Raw genomic sequence first — 21,678 nt, 5'->3', positions numbered from 1 at the left:
GGGGCCGTGCCGTGGTCGAAGTGGCGCGGGTGTTCCCGCGACGGGTCTTACTCCTGGGGTTGGTTCGCCGGCAGCTGCTCCAAAGCCGCGTCGATGGAATCGAGCGCAAGGAGCGCAGTTTCGTAGGTTGCCGCATTGGCGTGCTGGACGGCGACGAGGTTGCCGGCCTTGACTGCGGGCAGTTCCTGCCACAGCGGCGAATCGAACACTTCCTGCAATTCCGGGGTGATCGAGCCGTCCGCTTCGACGCCGTAGACGATCACATCGATGTCAGCGAGGTTCTCGGGCATCCGTTCCATCGACAGGTACTCACCGTGGACGTCGGCCGGGTCGGCGGGCTCGCCGGGGAAGGTGAAGCCGAGGTCGTCGAACAGGTTGGTGGTGTACGACGACTCGTACTCACGCATGAACTCCCCGGGCTCGGTGCCGCACACACTGCACAGACCCGCAAAATCGAGTGTGCCGAGGGTATCGGCGTACTTGTCGGCGATCTCAGCGGCGCGGGCGTCGTAGGCGTCCTTGGACTCACCGTAGGTGTCACTGACGTTGGCGGCATCGGCATACTGCTCACCGAGCTCGCGCCACTCACCCGGGTCGGTCGGACCGAGGAACACGACGGGCGCGAGCGCCTCGAGTTTCGCGACGTCGACCTGCTCCTGCACGCGCGCCGGGACACCCATGATGATCAGGTCGGGATCGGCTGCGGTGACCGCTTCGTAGCCGATCTCGGCAACGTTCCCATCGGGCGCGACCTTCGGCAACGCCTCATACGCGGCGAGGGTCTCCTCGTCCATGCTCTCGATCTCGCGAGTCCACTCACAGACCGCAGCGAGGTTTGCCCCGGCCTGGATCAGCGGGAACGCTGCGTAGCCGCACGCAACGATGCGCTGTGGGTCGGCCGGGATCTCGATGGAACCGTTCTGAGCTTCGAACGTACGCGTCGCAGAGGAGGCAGCGGTGTCGGTGCCTTCGTCGGCGCTGTCGCTCGAGCATCCCACCAGCCCGACGGTCAGCGCAGCCGCTGCGCCGAGCACAGCGATGCTGCGCACCCGACTCCGTTCCAGAACCCGCATGGTGTCTCCCACATGTCTCTCAGCCGCGGCGCGTTGCCCCGGTCACGATTGGTTAGGCTAACCGAAAGGAGCTGCCCCGCCAAGCGCCTCGTTTATCCGAATTCCAACGAGAATTCGTCGACCTCCGACTGGTCCAGGCCACTCAGCGTCAGGTCCGACGGAGTGAAACCGCCCGCAGCGTCATCGACCGAGTGGTCCGCGAGCGCATGCAGTGCTGCGATCCAGGCGTCGGACAACGCCTCGACCGATGCTTCCGCCACGAGTCCGGGGCTGTATCCGAAAGTCCCCCGCAGAATCGGCTCGTCTCCCGAATCGTCTGTGAACACACCGATCTCCACCGCGTGCGCGACCGGCATGTCGGACTCGGTCGAGCCACCGAGCGCCGCAGCCTCAGGTGCGCTCGACCACGCCTGCCCTTCGGTCTCGCCGAGCGTGAAACGACCGAGATAGTTGAAGCCGATATCCACCGCTGGCTGCGCGGCAAGCTCCCCGCCACGCGCATCGTCGAGGTGTCGCACCATCCCGAAGCCGATCCCGCCGTCCTGGATCTCGCGCAGGTGTTCCTTGACCCGCTTGAGCGCGTCACCCGCGCTCCTACCGCCGGCGAACGCATCGGCGAGGTCCAGATGACCGACATCGAGCCGCACCGGATACAAGGTTGTGAACCACCCGACAGTCCGTGACAGATCCGCACCGGCCACGGCCTGTTCCTCCCGGCCGTGGCCCTCGAGATCCACCACCACGGCGCCCTCCCCGCACGCCTTCGCGGTTGCGAGGGCAAGCGCGGTGAGCAGAACGTCGTCCACTCCGGCATGGAATCGCTCGGGCACCGTCGTGAGCAGCACATCGGTCAGCGCCGCAGGAACCTGCACCTGAACCGTAGCGGTCTGCGCCATCGTGTGCGACGCGGGATCGGGTTCGCCCGAGGCCACACGCACCCGGCCGCCCGGGGCGAGGATCCGCTGCCACAAAGATATTTCGGAGCGGCGCGCAACGACACCGTCGCGTAGTCCCCGGGCCCACTGCCGCAGCGACGTGCCCGCACGCTCCGGAGTCGTCCCGTCCAGCGCGCCGGCGAGATCCGGCACGAGGATGCGCCACGAGACGCCGTCGACCACGAGATGATGCACCGCGATGAAGACCCTGCCCGGTACGTCGGGGCCTGCGTCGAAGAACACCACCCGCACCAGCGCACCCGAAGCCGGTGCCAGCGAGAGGTATGCCGTCTCGGTGGCCGCGACGATCGCGTCCCGCGGGTCGGACAATCCGGAGATGTCGATGCGGGACACCACCTCGGCAGCATCGACCGCCCCCACGGGACGCACATCGAACGTGCGTGCCCGATCGTCGAATACGGCGCGCAGGGCGTCGTGGGTGTCGAGCAGGGACTGCACCCCGCCGGTCAGTGCCTCGAGGGTGAGCCCGACCGGTGCGAGCAGCAACCTCGACTGCGCGAATCGCGCATACGGCCCGCCGCGGTCGAGCATGTCGTGAACGATCGGGGTCGCGGGGATCTCTCCGAGCGCCGCTTCCACATCCACCTCCGCGACGACCGACTCGACATCGGCCGCTCGCGACAGTCCGGCAGGTGTCCGATGTTCGAACACGTGCCGCGCGGTGAATCGGATCCCGGACGCGCGCGCCATCGACACCATCTGGATGGACACGATGGAATCGCCACCGAGCGCGAAGAAGTCGTCGTCCGGCCCCACGAGGTCGAGGCCCAGGACACCGGCCATCACCTCACACAGTCGCGCTTCGATCTCATCTGCAGGCATCCGCCTCGCCGACGCGGGCTCGAACTCCGGTGCCGGGAGCGCCCTGCGGTCGATCTTGCCGTTCACTGTCACCGGCAGTTCGTCGAGTACGACGGTGATCGCGGGAACCATGTAGTCCGGGAGCCGATCGGCGACGTGCACTCGAAGCTCATCCGAAACGGCACTCCCGAGTACTGCTGTGTTCCCGAGTACTGCTGTGTCCCCGGCGACATAGGCGACGAGTCGTTTGCGGCCCGGTTCGTCTTCTCGGACCACGACCGCCGCGGCCGAGACCGCCGGGTGCGCCGCGAGGACCGACTCGATCTCCCCGAGTTCGACGCGGAACCCGCGGATCTTGACCTGATCGTCGGCACGGCCGAGGTATTCGAGTACCGGACCGGCCTGCTCGTCGGCGACAACACTCCACCGGGCGAGGTCGCCGGTGCGGTACAGCCGGGCACCGGCACGTCCGAACGGATCGGCGACGAACCGCCCCGCTGTCTGCGCGAACCGCCCCACGTAGCCGCGGGTGACATGCGGACCACCGACATACAACTCACCCGGCACCCCGGGAGGCACGGGTCGCAGCCAGCGGTCCAGCACGAACACGCGGCCACCGACGATCGGGACCCCGAGGTTCGGAGCACTGCCGGGCGTGAGCACCGCGCCGGTCGCATCCACCGTGCACTCGGTGGGACCGTACATGTTCGACACCCGCAATCCCGGGATCACCGAAAGCCGCTTCCACAGATCCGTGGGAACGGCCTCGCCCCCCATCGTCAGCAACGACGGCCGATGGGCAGCGTCAGGATCCACGAGACCTTCGTCGACGAGGCGCGCAGCAAGCACCGGCCCGCAGTCGAGCGCGTCGATCTGCTGCTCACGGACGTACCGCACGATCGCCGCCGCATCGGGCAGCAGGTCCTCGGCGAGCACATGCACCGTGTGTCCACCGAGCATCGCGAGCAGCGGTTCGATCGATGAGTCGAACGCAAACGTGTAGCTCAGCAGAACCGCGCGGCGCTCGACCGCCGGATCGCCGACGGTGCGGGTGCGCACGGTGTCCCACAGGTTCACGACACCGCGATGCGGCACCGCAACACCTTTGGGCGTGCCCGTGGACCCCGACGTGTAGACGACGTACGCGGTGTTGTCAGGTGCCGATCTGCTGGATTCCGGTGCGCGGGCTCCGAGGTGACCGGAGAGAGTCCCCTCGACGGACCGGGAAGCACTTTCGCACACGGCCAACGCATCGAGATCGATGATCGTCGAGACTCCCGCGTCTGCGATCAGATACTCGTTGCGCCCGGAGGGTTGATTCGGATCGAGCACCAGGTATGCAGCACCCGACTTCCACACGCCGAGGATCGCGGCCACGATCCGCCCGTCACGGGGAAGGTCGAGTCCCACCACTGCTTCGACACCCACACCCAGGCCGTTCAGGTACAGAGCGATCCGGTCGGACCATGCATCGAGTTCGCGGAACGTCAGGGTCGTCGAGCCCGCCACCACCGCGACCTCGTCCTGGAACTGCGCGACCGTGGCCGCGAACAACTCCGGCACTGTCGCCGGCTCGGTGTCGGCACGCACAACCTCCTCAGACCTTCCTGCGGTCAGCAACTGACGCTCCGCATCGGTCATCAGATCCAGCTGCGAGAGCCGCGCATCGGGGTCGGCACACAGCACCGCGAACGCACGCACGACCCGCGCCGCGAGGGCGTCCGCGGATCCCTCGTCGAACAAGTCGCGTGCGTATTCGACTCGAACGCACAGGCTTCCGTCATCCACCTCGATGATGTCGAAGGTCAGATCGAACATCGCGGTGTCGTTCGCAACGAACGACGGTGTCGGCGCGAGGTCGGTGAATCCGGTGAGAACCGGCGGACTCTGATACTGCACCATCACCTGGAACAGCGGCTGGCGGGCTGCGCTGCGCTCGGGATTGAGTTGTTCGACGACGCGGTCGAACGGCACATCCTGATGCGAATACGCGGTGATGTCGCTGTCCTTGATGCGGGACAGTAGTTCCCGGACGGTGGGGTTTCCGGACAGGTCGGTGCGCAACACCACCATGTTGACGAAGAAGCCCACGAGGTCGTCCAGTTCCGGGGCCGGGCGTCCCGCGGTGGGTGAACCGAGGGGAATGTCCTCGCCTGCCCCGCTGTGCGAGAGCGCCAGCGCGACCGCTGCGTGCACCATCATGAACATCGTGGTGCCGGTCGCACGTGTCGTGGCCCGGACCCGGCCGGCGAGATCGACCGGGACCGGATGTTCTACGCCACCACCGGAGTACGACGCCACAGTAGGGCGCGGACGGTCGGTGGGAAGTTCGAGTTCTGCGGGGATCCCGGCCAGTTCGTCATGCCAGAACGCGAGCTGCCGCGCCGCGAGGGAGGTCTCGTCGGCAGCATCCCCCAACAGGTCACGTTGCCACACGGCGAAATCGGCGTATTGCACCGGCAGTGGGTCCGGCTCGTACGGTTCGCCGGACACACGCGCGGAGTAGAAGCCACCCAAGTCGCGCAACAGTAGCGGGGTGGACAGTTCATCGCTCGCGATGTGGTGCGCGAGCACGAGCATCACGTGTTCGTCGGGCTCGATGCTGAAGAGTCGAATGCGCAGCGGTACTTCATGCTCGAGATCGAACGCATGCCTCGCCTCGGCGTTCAGGCGGTTGTCGAGATGTTCGCGGCGCACGGATTCGACCGCACACGGGGGCGGCACCTCGTCGAGGATGCACTGCAGGCCCACTCCGTCCTGTTCGGTGAGCACCGTGCGGAGGCTTTCGTGCCGGGCCAGCAGGTCACCGGTCGCGCGGGCCAGTGCGTCGGGGTCGACGTGTCCGTGCAGACTCACCGTGATCGGCACGTTGTATGTGGGGCTCGGCCCCTCCATCCGGTACATGAACCACAGGCGTTGCTGCTCGAACGACAGCGGTGCGAGGCCGTCGCTCTCCCTGCGGAGAAGCTGTGGCCGCGCGGGAGCCGCTGTCACCCCGTCGCTGCAGCGCACGGCCAGCTCGCCAACCTGCGGGTGATCGAACACGGTGCGGATGGGCAGTTCGACACCGAGGGCGTCGCGGATCCGGGCGATGAGCTTCCCCGCACTGAGTGAGTGACCGCCGAGTGCAAAGAAGTCGTCGTCCACACCGGCCCTGTCGAGCCCGAGAATGTCGGCGTAGATCTCGCATAGTGCCCGTTCCGCATAGGTTTCCGGTTCGCGGGACGACACGAGCCCGGTGAAGTCGGGGTCGGGGAGCGACTTGCGGTCGAGCTTGCCGTTCGACGTGAGCGGCAGTTCTCGGAGAACGACGAGCGCCGCCGGCACCATGTATGCGGGCACGAGTTCCGAGATGAGACGCCGCGCATCGACGGGGTCGGGCACATCGTCCCCGACGAGGTACCCGATGAGCCGAGCGACACCCGACGGGTCGGTGCGAACCACTGTCGCGGCACGGGAGACCCCGGGGAGCCGCACCAGCGCGGCTTCGACCTCGCCGAGTTCGATCCGGAAGCCGCGGACTTTCACTTGGTTGTCGACACGGCCGCGGTAGACGATGCGCCCGTCCTCGGCCCACATGACGCGGTCGCCCGTGCGGTACAGACGTGCGTGTGGTCCGCTCCCGAAGGGATTGGCGACGAACCTCGTCGCGGTCAGCGCCGGAGCGTCGAGGTAGCCGCGCACCACGCCCGGGCCGGATACGTACAGCTCGCCCTCGGTTCCGGCCGGGACCGGCGCCAGACCGGCGTCGAGGATGTAGACGCAGTTGTTCGCCACGGGTCGCCCGACGACAGGTGCATCACTGTCCGAGACCTCCGCGACGAGCGTGTCGACGGAACACTCGGTGGGGCCGTAGAAGTTGAATGCCGGCCCGCTGCGCGCACGCAGGCTCTGCCACAATCGGTCCGAGACGGCGTCGCCGCCGAAGCCGAGGGTGGGCGGATTGCCGTCCGGGAAGAGTCCGTCGTCGACGAACTGTTCGAGCTGACCCGGTGAGAACTCGACGAAGTCCCACTTCTCGGCGTGCGCACGGTGCGCGAGGGCGGCCGGATCCCGTTGCGTCGTCTCGTCGACGATGTCGATGGTGTGGCCGTCGAGCATCCACAGGAGCGGTTGCCACGACGCGTCGAACGCAAACGACCAGGCGAGACCGAGCCGAAGAGCGTCGCGCCCGGATTCTCTTGCAGCCCTGGTGAAGACCTGGTCGCGGTGACTGTGGAAGAGGTTGACCAGCCCTCGGTGGGGAACCACCACGCCCTTGGGGCGCCCGGTGGAGCCGGACGTGTGGATCACGTAGGCGATCGAATCGGGGGTGAGCGGGCCACGTTCTGCAGAGTCGACCGGCTCATCGGAGACTTCGTCGAGGTCGAGGGCGTCGAGCGCGATCCGGGTGAGGGATCCGTCGGCTTCTGCCACCCTGCTGTCGGTGCTGCGGGAGGTGAGCACACACACCGGGGCGGTGGAACCGAGGACGTGCGACAGGCGTTCGAGTGGCTGATCCACATCGAGTGGAACGTACGCGGCACCGGTCTCGAGGACCGCGTGGATCGCGACGAGGGCGTCGACCGTGCGCGGCACCGCGAGCGCAATCCTGACATCCGGTGCGCGCAGATCCTGGTGCGACAGGAGATATCGCGCGAGTTTGTGGACACGGGAGCCGAGATGCGCGTAGGTGAGTGTCGTCGTGACATCCGCGACCGCCGGTGCGTCGGGGGTCTTCTCGATCTGTGTGTGAAACAGGTCCACGAGAGTCAGATCCGGTGAGACGGGGATTCCGGGGCTGTGGTTCCAGTGGTCGAGGATCTGTCGGCGTTCGGCCTCGGTGAGGATCGGCAGTCGCGCGAGCGTCGTGTCGTGATCGATGGTGGTGACCGCGTCGAACAGCGCGTCGAGCCGCGCGGCATGGATCTTCAACTCGTCGTCGGTGTAGATATCGGCGTCGGCGTCGAGAAACACCTCGAGCCCGGCACTGCCGTCGAGCGGCCGGACGGTGACCATGAAATCCTGCAGCGGGCCGCGGGCCACGGAGTGCACGGCCGCGCGGATGTCACCGAAGCGTACGAGGTCGCCGAAGGGCTTGACGTTGACCGACGGGCCGATGACACCGCGCGAACCGGAAGGAAGCCGCAGGTCGTGGTGGATATCCTCGCCGCGGTAGCGGTAGTGCTCACGACACAGCGCAACCGATTCGCGAACCTGTTCGACGAGCGAGGACAGCGTATCGCCCGCAGTGGGGCGCAGGCGCAGCGGCACGACGTTCACCGCGCTCATCGGGACCGTCAAGGCTGCCGAGCCGAGCCGGTTCATGACGGGAAAGCCGACGGTGAGGTCGTCGCGACCGGTAGCGCCGCGCAGGTAGGCCGCGACGAGCGCGGTGACCGCGTCGCCCCAGCTTCCACGTGCGGACTTGCCGAGGGCGGCGAGCCCGGCCTGGCGGCCGGCGTCGAGGGTGAAACGCACAGATCGAGACCGGCGCGCGATGTTGCCTGGGCCGGGTTTCAAGGCGACGGCTTCATCGACGTCGGCGAGGTAGTCGGCCCAGAATTCGCTGTCGGTGGCGAAGTCGGCCGAGGCCCTGTAGTGCTGCTCCTCGAGCACAACCGGTTCGACCGCGGTGAATCGCAGGGGCGGCGTGCCGTCGCCCGCGACGAGCGCGGTGTAGTGCTCACCGATACGCTTGTTGAACAACGAGAATCCGAACGCATCGAGCACGAGGTGGTGTCCGCACAGGTAGAGCGCGACATGATCGGCGGCGAGGCTCAGGACGGCGGCGCGTACACACGGATCGACGGCCGGGTCGATCGGCCTGGCGAGGTCGGTCGTCATCCACTGATAGGCCGCGTCCCAACGATCGGTGCCGGTCGCGCCGGATGCCGTGAGATCGACGACGGGAACGTCACCGAAGGAGCGTCGGCCCGGGAACTGTACGACCGTACCGTCAGGTTCGACCCGGAAGTCGGCAACCAGCACTTCGCAGTCCTGCGCAGCAGCGCGGACCGCCGCGGCGAGCGCGGCGAGGTCTACCGATCCGCGCAGTTCGATGCATTCCGAGGTGTTGAAGATCGGGTTGCCAGGATCCAATTGCTGAGCAAACCATACGCCTGTTTGGGCGCGCGTCAGGGCGAGTCCAGCGGTCGAAGGTCCGGACATGGGCACCGATCATCCCCTTTTGCGGCGGTCGAAAAGCTTTGAACGCGAAACAGATACGCGGCGCTGCACGGTGCGGCGCAGTATGGAACAGTACCAAAGGTAAGCCTAACCGTATATCTTCGTCACCGGTCGTGTGCACCCGCCGCGATCGATCAGCCACAACCGAAAGGCGTGAGTATGCACGCACCGGTCGCTGTCGCTACCGCAACCGGCCAGGTCGGACGGACCGCAACGCATCCGTTCGTGCTGTCCCGCCCGCACGGCACCACCCTGACGCACGGTGTCCGCGACCGCTTCGACTCCGCCGACGACGCTGCCGGTGCACTGCGCAACGGACGGGTTCGAGCCGTAGCCGGAGCCCTGCCCTTCGCGCCCGGGCACCCGGCGGCGCTCACCGCACCTATGACACTCGAGCACACCCCCACCCCATACACGACGACGCCTCCCATCCTGCCCACCATCCGGATCACCGGTGTCCTGCCCGCCGAGAACGAACACGTCGACCGCGTGGCCACGGCGCTGCGCCTGCTGCACGACGACGAACACGCACTGGAAAAGGTCGTACTCGCCCGCACCCTCACCCTCGAGGCAGAATGCGGCATCGACCCGGCGACACTCCTGGCCGCCCTGGTGTCCCACGACACCGTCGGCAACGGATTCTCCGTCGACCTCAGCGCTGCGGGCGCGAAATGGTCCGGACGTCATCTGGTGGGGGCAAGCCCCGAGGTGCTCATCCGCCGCCGCGGGAACCTCGTCAGCGCCCACCCGCTCGCCGGTTCTGCTCCTCGCAACTCGGATCCGGAGGTCGACCGCGCCACCGCCGAGGCGCTTCGCGCATCGGCCAAGAACCTGCGCGAGCACGCGCACGTGATCGAGTCGCTGCGGGCGTCGCTCGAGCCCCTGTGTTTGGAACTGGACATTCCGGATCACCCGTCCCTCACGAACACTCGACAGTTGTGGCACCTGGGTACCCCGGTGTCCGGCAGACTCCGCGACACGTCCGTCACCGCCCTCGACCTGGCACTGGCCGTCCACCCGACCCCTGCGATCTGCGGCACTCCCACCGGACCGGCCCGCGAGGTGATCCACGAGCTCGAAGGCGACCGCGGCTTCTACGCCGGTGCCCTCGGCTGGTGCGACGAGAACGGTGACGGCGAGTGGATGGTCACCATCCGCTGCGCTGTCCTCGAACCCGACGGCACGACATTGACCGCTCACGCGGGTGGCGGCATCGTCGCCGAGTCCGATCCGGCCGACGAGCTGGCCGAAACCACAGTGAAATTCGGCACCGTCCTCGACGCCTTCGGAGTTCGGCGATGACCGCCCCTGTCGCCCTCGTCGTCGGCGCAGCCCAGGGCATCGGCCGAGCAACCGCCCTGACACTCGCCGCCTCGGGCCACCGCGTCGTCCTCACCGATCGTGATCTCGACGGGCTGAACGAGACGGCGGCACTGCTGAACAGCGCAGCACCCGTCTACCAACTCGACATCCGCGACCGCGACGCCGTGGACACCGTGATCGCCGATGTCGAGAGCACGCACGGTCCGATCGAGGCACTCGCCCATGTGGCCGGGGTATTCTCGATCGCCTCGATCCTCGACTGCGATCCGGACGAGTGGCAACGCATCCACGACATCAACGTCACCGGGCTCGTCTCGGTACTGCGGGCCGTCGGACGTGCGATGCGCGACCGCAGATCCGGATCGATCGTAGTGGTCGGCTCGAACTCCGCGGGGGTGCCTCGGATGGGCATGGGCGCCTACGGGTCGTCGAAGGCCGCTGCAAGCATGCTCGTTCGAATACTCGGCCTCGAGCTCGCCGAGTACGGGATACGGGCCAATGTCGTCGCGCCGGGTTCCACCGACACTGCGATGCAGCGGTCACTGTGGCCAGATCCCACGGACGGCACCGGCGCACGAGGTGCAATCGAAGGGGATCCCGCACAATTCAAAGTTGGAATCCCATTGGGACGCATAGCCGAACCCGAGGACATCGCCGACTCGATCGAGTTCCTGCTCTCTCCTCGCGCACGGCACATCACCATGCAGACCCTGTACGTCGACGGCGGCGCCACGCTGAGATCCTGAACCGATACACCACCTACGACGTAAGGACCCCTCGTGACCTCCGGCCTTTCGCGCAGCGCGCTCGCCGACACCGTGCCCTATCCCGACGACTTCGCCGAACTGTACCGCGCGGCCGGTTACTGGACCGACGAGACCTTTGCGCAGTTCCTGCCCGCACGCGCCGACGCGTTCGGTGATCGAATCGCCGTCGTCGGACCGGACGCACGCGGCACACAACGCCGTGCAACGTACCGCGATCTCGAGGAGTCGTCCGCCCGGATTGCGGCGGGGCTCCTCGCATCCGGCATCCAACCCGGGGACCGGGTGGTTCTCCAACTGCCGAACATCGTCGAGTACACCGAAGTGCTGTTTGCGGTCTTCCGGATCGGGGCACTCCCGGTCTTCGCGCTCCCGGCCCATCGCTCGTCCGAAATCGGATACTTCTGCCGGTTCAGTGATGCGGTCGCGTACATCATCGGCGCCGAACACGGCGGGTTCGACTACCGCACGCTCGCCCGAGACGTGATCGACGGCCTCGGCCGCCCGCTCACCGTGATCGTCGCCGGAGAGGCCGAGGAGTTCACCTCGCTCGACTCGCTCCGCACCCACCACCGGACCGATGCAGCAGATCCGTCCGCCGACTCGGTGGCCTTCCTCCAACTGTCCGGCGGGACCACCGGAACCTCGAAGCTCATCCCCCGCACCCACACCGACTACCTGTACTCGGTGCGCGAATCAGCCCGAATCTGCGGCGTCGATGCCGACACCCGGATGCTCGTGATTCTTCCTGCGGCACACAACTTCCCGATGAGTTCCCCCGGAATCCTCGGAGTACTGCATTCCGGAGGTGCGGTGATCTTCGCTCCGGATCCGAGCCCCGACACCGCCTTCGAGGTGATCGAACGTGAGCGGGTGACCATGGCGTCGCTCGTTCCGCCGCTCGCGCAGGCGTGGTTGTCCGCGCGAGCACGCAGCCACCGAGACCTGTCGTCGTTGCAGGTATTGCAGGTCGGTGGGGCGAAGTTCCCGTCGGAGGCGGCCAAACGGGTGAGGTCCGAACTCGGCTGCACGCTGCAGCAGGTGTTCGGCATGGCCGAGGGGCTCGTCAACTACACACGTCTCGACGACGACGAGGACACGATCGTGTCGACCCAAGGCCGCCCGATCAGCTCCCACGACGAAATTCGAATACTCGACGACGACGACAATCCCGTCCCGGTCGGTACCCCCGGCCATCTGCTGACCCGCGGCCCCTACACGATCCGTGGGTACTACAATGCGCCCGAACATAATTCGACGACCTTCACTATCGACGGTTTCTATCGCACCGGCGACATCGTGCGGATCACCGACACCGGCTACATCGTCGTCGAAGGTCGCGCCAAGGACCAGATCAATCGCGGCGGCGAGAAGATCGCTGCCGAAGAGGTCGAGAATCACCTGATCGCTCATCCAGCGGTGCTCGACGCCGCCATGGTGTCGATGCCCGACCAGTATCTGGGTGAACGCACGTGCGCGTTCGTGGTGACCGAAGGCGACACACCCAAAGCTCTCGTGCTCAAGACCTTTCTCCGCGAGCGCGGGCTCGCGGCATACAAGATCCCCGACAAGATCCGGTTCGTGGATGCATTCCCGGTCACCGGTGTCGGAAAGATCAGCCGCAAGGAACTCCGGCGCGCGTTGTCGGCGACCCTGCAGCAATAGGACTCGGTAGACGGCGGTGGCCACCGCCGTTCTACTCACACTACGGCAGGTTGCCCGACACGGGCTTCGAGCGCGGCATAGCGACCGCCGAGCGCGACGAGCGCGTCGTGAGAACCGCGTTCGGCGATCCTGCCGTGGTCGAGGACGACGATCTCGTCGGCGTCGCGGACCGTCGAGAGCCGGTGCGCGATGGTGATGGTCGTGCGTCCGTGTCGCGCGGTGTCGATCGCCTGCTGCACCAGACGTTCGGTGTCGTTGTCGAGCGCACTGGTGGCCTCGTCGAGTACGAGAATCCGCGGATCACGAAGCAACGTGCGGGCAATCGCGAGCCGCTGCTTCTCGCCGCCGGAGAAGCGGTGACCGCGGGCTCCGACGACGGTGTCGTAGCCGTCGGGCAGCGATACGATCAGGTCGTGGATGCGGGCGGCGCGGGCGGCGTCCTCGATTTCCGCGTCGGTTGCGTCGGGCTTCGCATAGCGCAGGTTCTCGCGCACGGTCGCGTGGAGGAGATACGTCTCCTGCGAGACCACGCCGACCAGCGCCGCGACATCGGCGAGCGTCATGTCGCGTAGGTCGATGCCGTCGATCGTGACCCGCCCCGATGCCGGGTCGTGCAAGCGCGCGACGAGAGAGCCGAGCGTGGTCTTGCCGGATCCTGTCTCGCCTACGAGCGCAACCTGAGTTCCTGCCGGAATCTCGAGGGTGATGTCGTCGAGTGCAAGACGGTGGGCGCCGTCGTACCGGAAGCCGACGTTGTCGAATCGCACTGCCCCCGAAACTCGATCACGGTCGATGCGGGCCGGTTTCTCCGGGTCGTCGATCTCGACGGTGAGATCCAGGTACTCGAAGATGCGGCTGAACAGCGCGAGTGAACTGGTGATGGAGATTCCGACGTCGAGCAGGCTCATCAGCGGCCGGAACAGGGTCGATTGCAGGCCGGTGAAGGCGACGAGGGTGCCGATGGTCATGCCGCCGGACGTCGCGGGTAGCCCGGCCACGAGATAGAGCACCGCGGGGATCGCGGAGAAGACGATGTTCATGGTGGCCATGCGCCAACGTCCGGACAGTTGCGCGTGCAGTTCGAGCTCGGCAAGCTCGTCGGAGGTCCGCGCGAACTTGCCGGACAGTGCGGGACCGGTGCCGAGAGTCTTGACGAGGAGCACTCCGCTGACGGACAAGCCCTCTTCGATCTGGGTCTGCATGTCCGCCAGGCGGCGCTGTTGCCGCGCGGTGATCACGCGGCGCATCATCGCGACGCGGCGGGTGAGCCAGATGGCCGGCGGCAGCACGATCAGCGACAGCAACGCCAGCCGCCAGCTGAGGATCGTCATCGCGACGGCGGTACCGACCACGGCGGTCACATTGGACGCGATGGACGTGGCGGTGGACGTGACCACCGACTGCATTCCGCCGATGTCGTTCGTCAGCCGCGACTGGATCTCGCCGCCGCGGGTCCGCGTGAAGAAGCTCAGCGACTGCCGCTGCAGGTGGGAGAACACACGGGTGCGCAGGTCGTGCATGATCCGCTGCCCGACGGTCGTGGAGATCCACGTCTGGGCCACCCCGAGCAGCGAACTGGCCACGGTAACGGCGAGCATGCCGCCCACCGTCCACAGCAGCAGGCTCACGTTCTGGTGCGGGATCGCGTCGTCGATGACGGCACGGACGAGGAAGGGATTGGCGAGCGAGATCGTCGACGACGCGACGATGAGCGCGACAACCACGGCAATCTGCCAGCGGTAGGGAGCGAACAGGGCGCCGATGCGCCGCAGGCTGACGGGCGATTCCTTCAGCTGTTCGATGTCTTCGGGGGCGACCTTGCCGCCGCGGCCTCTGCCGCCGGTGGGCTTGGTGCCGGGTGGGGGCTGCATCATGCGCACCACCTCGATTCATGATCCGTTCGCATTTAGTGAGGTTGCCTCATTACGAGGCAACAGTCAACTGAGGTATGGTAAACGTCATGTCGGACTCCCCCGCCACACTCCGTGATCTCCTCATGGCCACCACTCGTACGCTGCGAAAACGGTGGCACGAGAGGATCCGCCCCTGGGAGTTGTCCCCGCACGAACACCGGGCGCTGCGGGTGATCGGCAATGTCGGCGAGCCCGCCCGCCTGGGCGTCGTCGCGAAATCGCTGCACATCGCGCCTCGGTCGGCCACGGAGGTCGTCGACCGGCTCGAGTCCCGCGGCCTGACCGAGCGACTGCCCGACCCCGCCGATCGACGCGCGGTGTGCGTGCACCTCACCTCCGACGGACGGCACCTGCTGACCGAGCTCGACGCCGCGCGCGATGCCGACGCAGCCGAAGTCTTCGCCCCACTCGATGCTGCCGAACGCGCCGAGCTCGCCCGCCTGCTGCGCAAGCTCACCGACGACCACAGGTCGCACACCGGAAAATCCGTTGCCCAGGCGAACGAGTGTCCGTAACCTCGGCGAGCGTCCACTCATCCGCGAAGGGAGACGCAGACATGCTGCCGGTCACCGAGCGCGACATCAGGTCGTCGTTCATCAACTGCTCGAAGGGCGACGCAAAACGCCTGTCCGTACCCGCCGACCTGGACAGCCTCCACTGGGATGACCTCGATTTCCTCGGCTGGACCGATCGGTCGTATGCCGGCCGCTGCTACGTGGTGGCCCAGCAGGACGACCACCTGGTCGGGGTCGCGTTGCGGCACGAGTCCGGCGGCAGACGGCCCGCGCAGATGTGCTCGATCTGCCAGACCACACACCCGAACGGTGGAGTACACCTCATGGCGGCACGCAAAACCGGCGAGGCCGGGCGTCGTGGAAACACGGTCGGCACCTACATGTGCGCCGACCTCGACTGCTCGCTCTACGCGCGTCGCATGAAGACTCCGAGCGGGGGCCGCCTGTACCGCGACGACTCACCGCTCGACAGCCGCATCGAGCGCGTCCGGTCCAATCTGGACGCCTTCATCACCCGCGTCGGCTCCTACTGATACCGGCGAGCGATAATACCTCGATCGCGCAAGAACTCGACGATCACCGCGCTGGCCTCCGCCGGCGTAGTCGTGGTCGTGCAGATCCGCAGGTCCGGGTTCTCCGGCGTCTCGTACGGGGAGTCGATACCGGTGAAGTTGACCAGATCTCCGCGACGCGCCTTCTTGTAGAGGCCCTTGGGATCCCGCTGTTCGGCAACCTCGATCGGGGTGTCGACGAACACCTCGCAGAACTGGTCCGGACCGATCACTTCGCGTGCCGCCTCACGGTCGGCGCGGAAGGGCGAGATGAACGACGCCAGGACGATCAGTCCGGCATCGGCCATCAGCCGGGCGACCTCGGTGACTCGGCGAATGTTCTCCACCCGGTCCGCCTCGGTGAATCCGAGGTCCCGGCCGAGGCCGTGCCGGATGTTGTCACCGTCGAGCAGATACGTATGACACCCCAGCGCGTACAGGGTGCGCTCGAGCTCGTTGGCGATGGTCGACTTCCCTGAACCGGACAGGCCGGTCAACCACAGGACCTGTGAACCGTGCCCGTTGAGCGCCCGGCGGGCATCGCCGTCGACGTCGACGGCCTGCCAGTGGATGTTGCCGGACCGGCGCAGCGAATGGGTGATCATGCCGGCGCCGACCGTAGCTCCGGTGAGCCGGTCGATCAGGATGAAGCCACCGGTGTCGCGGTTCTCGGAGTAGGGGTCGAACGGCACCGGCCGGTCGAAACTGAGATTGCACACCCCGATCTCGTTGAGCGCAAGTGTGTTCGTGGCGATCTTCTCGAGTGAATCGACGTTGATCTTGTGCTTCGGCTTGGTGACGCGCGCGGCCACCGTCATCGTGCCGATCTGGCACACGTACGAACGCTCGGGGAGCATCTCGTGCTCCCCCATCCATACCACCTGCGCCTCGAATTGATCTGCGACACCGGGCGAAGCGTCGCTCGCGGCGAGCATGTCGCCCCGGCTGATGTCGATCTCGTCGGCGACGGTGATCGTGACGGATCGACCCGCGACGGCTTCGTCGAGATCGCCGTCCATCGTGACGATCCGGTCGACGGTGGTCGTCGTACCGCTGGGCAGTACGCGCACGCGGTCGCCGGGATGCACGCAGCCGCCGACGATCTGTCCCGAGAACCCTCGGAAGTCGAGGTCGGGCCGGTTGACCCACTGCACCGGCATGCGGAACGGCGCATCGCGCCGATCTTCTGCTATCTCCACCGACTCGAGGTGTTCGATCAGCGTCGGGCCCTCGTACCAGGTCGTGTTCCCGCTGTGTTCGGTGAGATTGTCGCCCAGGTACGCCGACATCGGGATTGCGACGACATCGGTCACGCCGATCGCGGCGGCAAACGCCGAATAGTCGTCGGCGATCTGCTCGAACACCTCCTGCGAGTAGTCGGCCAGGTCGAGTTTGTTGACAGCCAGCACCACGTGTCGGATACCCAGCAGCGACACCAGATACGAATGCCTCCGGGTCTGGGTGAGCACACCTTTGCGTGCATCGACGAGAATCACGGCGAGGTCGGCAGTAGAGGCTCCGGTGACCATGTTACGGGTGTACTGCTCGTGTCCCGGGGTGTCGGCGACGACGAACTTGCGGCGTTCGGTGGTGAAATACCGGTAGGCGACGTCGATCGTGATGCCCTGCTCGCGCTCTGCGGCCAATCCGTCCACCAGGAGCGCGAAGTCGAGTCCGCCGCCCTGGGTGCCGACCTTGCGCGAATCCGATTCCAGCGCCGACAGTTGGTCCTCGAAAACAAGTTTCGACTCGTACAGCAACCTGCCGATCAACGTGCTCTTGCCGTCGTCGACACTGCCGCATGTGATGAAGCGAAGCATCGACTTGTGTGCGTGCCGCTCCAGGTACTGATCGATATCGTCCGCAATGAGATCGGAGGGATGCGTCATCAGAAGTAACCTTCCTGCTTCTTCTTCTCCATCGACGCGGTGCCGTCGTGGTCGATCACGCGACCCTGACGCTCGGACGTGGTGGTCAGGAGCATCTCCTGGATGATGTCGGTCACGGTCGCGGCGGTGGACTTGATCGCGCCGGTCAGCGGGTAGCAACCGAGGGTGCGAAACCGGACACTCTCGAGTTCGGGCACCTCTCCGGGTAGCAACGGCATCCGGTCGTCGTCCACCATGATCAGTGTGCCGCTGCGCTCCACGACGGGTCGCTTCGCGGCGAAATAGAGGGGCACAATGGGAATGCTCTCCTGCCGAATGTATTCCCACACATCGAGTTCCGTCCAGTTCGACAGCGGGAACACGCGGAGGGACTCGCCCGGAGATTTCCGCATGTTGTACATCCGCCACAGTTCCGGACGCTGACGCTTGGAATCCCACCGATGTTCGGCAGACCGGATCGAGAACACCCGTTCCTTCGCGCGGGACTTCTCCTCGTCACGGCGGGCCCCACCGAACGCGGCATCGAACTTGTACAGATCGAGGGCCTGCTTGAGTCCCTCGGTCTTCCACATGTCGGTGTGGATTGCCGACCCGTGGGTGAACGGATTGATCCCCTTGTCGATACATTCCGGGTTCTTGTACACGAGCAGATCGAGATCGCCTGCGGCGGCGGTCTCGTCACGCAATTTGTACATCTCGCGGAACTTCCACGTCGTATCGACGTGGAGAAGCGGGAACGGCAACCGCGACGGGTAGAACGCCTTGCGTGCCAGGTGCAGCATTACCGCGCTGTCCTTGCCGACCGAGTACAGCATCACCGGGTTCTCACTCCCCGCGACCGTCTCTCGCATGATGTGAATGCTCTCTGCTTCGAGGCACTCCAAGTGGGTCAGGGACTTTCCGATCGTGCTACTCATCGTCCGAGCACCTCCAGTGCATCTCCGGCCAAGTCGGGACGGCAGATCAACAGGTCCGGCAGCCAGGGATTCTCCTGGTTGTAGCGGAGCGCGGAACCGTCGGTCCGTGAGACATGCAGTCCAGCGGCACGCGCCACCGCTACGGGTGCGGCCGAATCCCACTCGAACTGGCCTCCGGTGTGGGCATAGATATCGGCCTCGCCCCGCACGACGGCCATGGCCTTCGCGCCGGCCGATCCCATCTCCACGAGCTCTCCGCCGAGAGCGTTCGCGAGGGCGAGCACGGGTTCGGGTTTGCGGGTCCGGCTCACCAGCACGCGCGGCACCGCGCGTCGAGACACGGTGTTCCGGGTCGCGGAGCCCGACGGAAGGGCAGTGCAGAATGTGCACGCCATCGCCGGAACAGCGACGGCGCCGGCCACGAGCGCCCCTCCCTCGACGAGAGCAACGTGGACCGCCCAGTCGGTGCGACCGCGTTCGCCGAACTCCCTGGTCCCGTCGAGCGGATCGACGATCCATACGCGATCCGCCCCGAGTCGAGCGTGGTCGTCGGCGCCCTCTTCCGACAGGACGGCATCGCCGGGGAACCTCTGCGCGAGAGCACCGACCAGATACTCGTGGCTCCGCAGGTCGCCCATCCGGCGGATCTCATCCGGATCCGCGCCGTCGGCGGCGAGATCGGATCGAATCTCGAGGAGTAATTCTCCTGCAGCAGTTGCCAATTCTGATGCAGCGAACGCGTCGACAGTATTCGCTGAGGGTTCGCGCGAGCACGCCGCCGCAGTGACGTCATGGGCCATGAAGTGACTGTAACCACAGAACGAACAATGTTCAATCTTGAGTTCGAACAACGTTCGTTCTCGACAACAGTGCCGTACGACATCCCTGCACGTCGTGCATCGGCAGCAACCATCCCCGGCTACGGTGGGACGATGGGCAACGCAAGCAACAAGTCGATCTACGGCGACGCCGAGGCCAGGCGGCGCCGCACACTCGACGCGGCCGCAGCCCTGCTGGATGACGGCGGATACTCGGCACTGACGATCCGTTCGGTCGCGAAAAGCTCAGGGACGAGCGTCGGGTTGATCTACCAGTACTTCACCGACAAGCAGGACATCTTCATCTCGCTGCTCAACGAAAGCCAGATCGAATCCCGGTCGTTCGTCGAAGCCCTTTCCCGCGACCAGGGTGTCGCTGCCCTGCTCGCCGCGGTGATCCCCGAGTCCACCCGTCAGTGGGGCCGAGTCGGCCGATTCACCGCCATCTGGCGCGACGTCGAAGGCGACAACCCTGCCGAACGCGAATCCATCCGCGAAGTGCGGCGAACCGCCCGCGAGTACAACATCGAGCTGCGCGCCGCTCTGGCAGAGGCCGCCGCCGCCGAACATCGGACCCTGCGCGACGACCCTGCCATGCTCCCGTTCGTCCTGTCCGTCCTCCAGGGCGTAGCCGACACCATTGTCCACAATTGGGCCGCAGACCTCGACCACGCGGAGCTCACAGAGTTCGCCGCGGCATCGCTGACCCAGGCGATCACAGTGCCTGGAGAGGCTCGGGCACAAGCGTGACCTTCGGCGCGGCCGACGGTCCCACTCAGCGGTAATCGGTCGATGTGACCGCACGCACAGCCATACCGTCCCCTCTCGAAGCCTCACGGAATTCAGGAGCTCGGATGAGTACAGCGGTGATGCCCGATCGGCCCCGATCGGCACGTGCACAACAGCGATACGAACGAACCCGGCCGGTCTGGGTGATCATGGCCGTCCTGATCGCGGTGGAGATCATCAGCGCGTTCGAAACATCGATGATGTACGCGGCGCTCCCGACATTCGCCGAAATCTTCGCCGCGGACGCCTCTGCCGTCGGGTGGAGCGTCACGGCATTCCTGCTGGTTGCTGCGGCCTCCGCCGCCGTGTGCGGCCGACTCGGCGATATGTACGGCCGAGAGCGCGTCTTGATCGTCGTCCTGATCTGCGCGGCAGTCGGATCCGTCGTCAGCATGGCCTTCGGTTCACTCTGGGGGATCATCGTCGGACGTGCGATCCAGGGTGTCGCGGGCGCGATTCTGCCCCTGTGCATCGGCCTCGCCCGCGAACACCTCCCGGCCAAGAAGGTGCCGATGGCCATCGCGTTGATCTCGGGATCTGCGGTCGCGGCCGGTGCCGCATCCCTGCTGGTGGCCGGTGCGATCATCGATCTCGGTGACTGGCGGTACATGTTCGTCGTCACCGCGGTCTACGCCATCGGGTGCGTCGTCCTCGTCGAAGCCGTGCTGCCGTGGCGTCACCGCAACGCCGAACGTCAGCAGGTCGACTTCGTCGGTGCGATCGGTCTGGCGATCTCTGTGACCGCCATCCTGCTGGCACTCACCCAGGGCAAGTCCTGGGGCTGGGGCGATACTCGCGTGCTCGGTCTCCTCGTGGTCGGTATCGCTGTCTTCGCCTGGTGGGTGCGCTGGGAACTGGGCCGCAAGACTCCGATCATCAACCTGCGCCTGCTCGCCGAACGGAACGTCGCTGCCACCATGCTCGCCACCGTTGCGCTGGGAATCGGACCGATCGGCGTGACGACGATGCTCATTCCCATCATCATGCAGACACCTGTCACCGCGCCGTTCGGGCTCGGACTGTCGGCCACCCACGCCGGGATGCTCTCGTTCATCGGCGCGATGATCGGGATGCTCTTCACTCCGCTCGCCGGCAAGATCTCGGCGTCCCTCGGAGCCCGATCGTCACTGCTTCTCGGCACGACGGTGTTCATGATCGCGTGCGCGTCGTTCTTCGTCTTCCACGACTCTGTCGTCGGCATGACCGCACTGGTTGTGACTGTCTCCGTCGCAACCGCGTTCGCCTACACCGCACTGCCGAACCTGCTCGTCGAGTTCGTACCCGAACACAACACCAGCGAGATCACCGGAAGCCAGTCGGTCGTGCGCACCGCAGCAATGGCAATCGGCACATCGATCGCGACGGTTCTGCTCGCCACGCTCGTGGTGCCCGGCACGACGACACCGACGGTGGCCGCTCTCGGGGCGGTGTGCGCGATGCTGGTCGTCATGTGCGCCATCACGATCGTGCTCACACTCAGCATCAAGTATGCAAAGAGCTGACGAGGCGAAGGGGCGGATCAGATTTCGGCATCAG

13 protein-coding genes are annotated in these 21,678 nt (G+C 66.2%); 7 read left to right on the top strand and 6 right to left on the bottom strand.

Annotated features, from left to right (window positions below; translation table 11 throughout):
• Window positions 1-47: 47 nt before the first annotated feature.
• Together ACZI8W_RS04090 and ACZI8W_RS04085 are read right to left on the bottom strand one after the other, a co-directional pair.
• Window positions 48-1,073, bottom strand: a complete 1,026-nt coding sequence (locus ACZI8W_RS04090; protein WP_463367214.1) for an ABC transporter substrate-binding protein — start codon at window positions 1,071-1,073, stop codon at window positions 48-50.
• A 92-nt stretch (window positions 1,074-1,165) separates the two neighbouring features.
• Entirely contained in the window at window positions 1,166-8,986 is a 7,821-nt protein-coding gene (locus tag ACZI8W_RS04085) for an amino acid adenylation domain-containing protein (RefSeq protein WP_463367213.1), read from the bottom strand.
• Between the two features lie 171 nt (window positions 8,987-9,157).
• On the opposite strand from ACZI8W_RS04085, the gene ACZI8W_RS04080 reads away from it, so the two are divergent.
• Genes ACZI8W_RS04080 through ACZI8W_RS04070 form a run of 3 tightly spaced genes read left to right on the top strand, consistent with a single transcriptional unit; the run spans window position 9,158 to window position 12,750 of the window.
• Window positions 9,158-10,300 (top strand): isochorismate synthase, encoded by a 1,143-nt coding sequence (locus tag ACZI8W_RS04080; RefSeq protein ID WP_463367212.1) that lies wholly within the window; start codon window positions 9,158-9,160, stop codon window positions 10,298-10,300.
• Complete coding sequence (locus ACZI8W_RS04075; RefSeq protein ID WP_463367211.1) at window positions 10,297-11,067, top strand: SDR family oxidoreductase; 771 nt, start codon at window positions 10,297-10,299, stop codon at window positions 11,065-11,067. Before ACZI8W_RS04080 ends, ACZI8W_RS04075 begins: the two co-directional genes overlap by 4 nt.
• Before the next feature lie 33 nt (window positions 11,068-11,100).
• Entirely contained in the window at window positions 11,101-12,750 is a 1,650-nt protein-coding gene (locus tag ACZI8W_RS04070; RefSeq protein ID WP_463367210.1) for a (2,3-dihydroxybenzoyl)adenylate synthase, read from the top strand.
• Window positions 12,751-12,785: 35 nt separating this feature from the next.
• On the opposite strand, the gene ACZI8W_RS04065 is transcribed toward ACZI8W_RS04070, so the two are convergent.
• A complete protein-coding gene (locus tag ACZI8W_RS04065) occupies window positions 12,786-14,624 on the bottom strand; it encodes an ABC transporter ATP-binding protein (protein WP_463367209.1) in 1,839 nt (612 codons plus the stop codon).
• A gap of 74 nt (window positions 14,625-14,698) precedes the next feature.
• Here ACZI8W_RS04065 and ACZI8W_RS04060 point away from each other — a divergent pair, with 74 nt between their 5' ends.
• Together ACZI8W_RS04060 and ACZI8W_RS04055 are read left to right on the top strand one after the other, a co-directional pair.
• Entirely contained in the window at window positions 14,699-15,178 is a 480-nt protein-coding gene (locus ACZI8W_RS04060) for a MarR family winged helix-turn-helix transcriptional regulator (RefSeq protein WP_463367208.1), read from the top strand.
• Between the two features lie 41 nt (window positions 15,179-15,219).
• The gene (locus ACZI8W_RS04055; protein ID WP_463367207.1) at window positions 15,220-15,711 is read left to right on the top strand and encodes an FBP domain-containing protein; all 492 of its coding nucleotides are present in this window, start codon (window positions 15,220-15,222) and stop codon (window positions 15,709-15,711) included.
• Here the strand turns inward: ACZI8W_RS04055 and cysN are convergent.
• From cysN to ACZI8W_RS04040, 3 genes are read right to left on the bottom strand one after another with little or no spacing between them, the layout of a single operon-like run.
• Window positions 15,705-17,618 carry a sulfate adenylyltransferase subunit CysN gene (gene cysN / locus ACZI8W_RS04050; RefSeq protein ID WP_463367206.1) on the bottom strand — a complete coding sequence of 638 codons (1,914 nt, stop codon included), beginning with the start codon at window positions 17,616-17,618 and terminating at the stop codon, window positions 15,705-15,707. The two genes, ACZI8W_RS04055 and cysN, sit on opposite strands and share 7 nt — an antisense overlap.
• Window positions 17,618-18,535 (bottom strand): sulfate adenylyltransferase subunit CysD, encoded by a 918-nt coding sequence (cysD, locus tag ACZI8W_RS04045; RefSeq protein WP_463367205.1) that lies wholly within the window; start codon window positions 18,533-18,535, stop codon window positions 17,618-17,620. Before cysD ends, cysN begins: the two co-directional genes overlap by 1 nt.
• Window positions 18,532-19,335 (bottom strand): 3'(2'),5'-bisphosphate nucleotidase CysQ, encoded by an 804-nt coding sequence (locus ACZI8W_RS04040; protein ID WP_463367204.1) that lies wholly within the window; start codon window positions 19,333-19,335, stop codon window positions 18,532-18,534. Before ACZI8W_RS04040 ends, cysD begins: the two co-directional genes overlap by 4 nt.
• 27 nt (window positions 19,336-19,362) lie before the next feature.
• On the opposite strand from ACZI8W_RS04040, the gene ACZI8W_RS04035 reads away from it, so the two are divergent.
• Both ACZI8W_RS04035 and ACZI8W_RS04030 read left to right on the top strand, forming a co-directional pair.
• Window positions 19,363-20,103 carry a TetR/AcrR family transcriptional regulator gene (locus ACZI8W_RS04035; protein ID WP_463367203.1) on the top strand — a complete coding sequence of 247 codons (741 nt, stop codon included), beginning with the start codon at window positions 19,363-19,365 and terminating at the stop codon, window positions 20,101-20,103.
• Between the two features lie 104 nt (window positions 20,104-20,207).
• Entirely contained in the window at window positions 20,208-21,644 is a 1,437-nt protein-coding gene (locus ACZI8W_RS04030; protein ID WP_463367202.1) for an MFS transporter, read from the top strand.
• Window positions 21,645-21,678: the final 34 nt, after the last annotated feature.

It is taken from the genome of Rhodococcus ruitaii (assembly GCF_055230935.1).
The sequence above is the reverse complement of the archived record's forward strand: the minus strand, read 5'-3'. Positions and strand labels throughout refer to the sequence as shown.

Excerpts from the sequence above, each read along its gene's own strand:
- ACZI8W_RS04090 (WP_463367214.1), bottom strand. The coding sequence starts at position 1,073 with ATGCGGGTTCTGGAACGGAGTCGGGTGCGCAGCATCGCTGTGCTCGGC.
- ACZI8W_RS04080 (WP_463367212.1), top strand. The coding sequence starts at position 9,158 with ATGCACGCACCGGTCGCTGTCGCTACCGCAACCGGCCAGGTCGGACGG.
- ACZI8W_RS04075 (WP_463367211.1), top strand. The coding sequence starts at position 10,297 with ATGACCGCCCCTGTCGCCCTCGTCGTCGGCGCAGCCCAGGGCATCGGC.
- ACZI8W_RS04065 (WP_463367209.1), bottom strand. The coding sequence starts at position 14,624 with ATGATGCAGCCCCCACCCGGCACCAAGCCCACCGGCGGCAGAGGCCGC.
- ACZI8W_RS04060 (WP_463367208.1), top strand. The coding sequence starts at position 14,699 with ATGGTAAACGTCATGTCGGACTCCCCCGCCACACTCCGTGATCTCCTC.
- ACZI8W_RS04055 (WP_463367207.1), top strand. The coding sequence starts at position 15,220 with ATGCTGCCGGTCACCGAGCGCGACATCAGGTCGTCGTTCATCAACTGC.
- cysN (WP_463367206.1), bottom strand. The coding sequence starts at position 17,618 with ATGACGCATCCCTCCGATCTCATTGCGGACGATATCGATCAGTACCTG.
- cysD (WP_463367205.1), bottom strand. The coding sequence starts at position 18,535 with ATGAGTAGCACGATCGGAAAGTCCCTGACCCACTTGGAGTGCCTCGAA.
- ACZI8W_RS04040 (WP_463367204.1), bottom strand. The coding sequence starts at position 19,335 with ATGGCCCATGACGTCACTGCGGCGGCGTGCTCGCGCGAACCCTCAGCG.
- ACZI8W_RS04035 (WP_463367203.1), top strand. The coding sequence starts at position 19,363 with ATGTTCAATCTTGAGTTCGAACAACGTTCGTTCTCGACAACAGTGCCG.
- ACZI8W_RS04030 (WP_463367202.1), top strand. The coding sequence starts at position 20,208 with ATGAGTACAGCGGTGATGCCCGATCGGCCCCGATCGGCACGTGCACAA.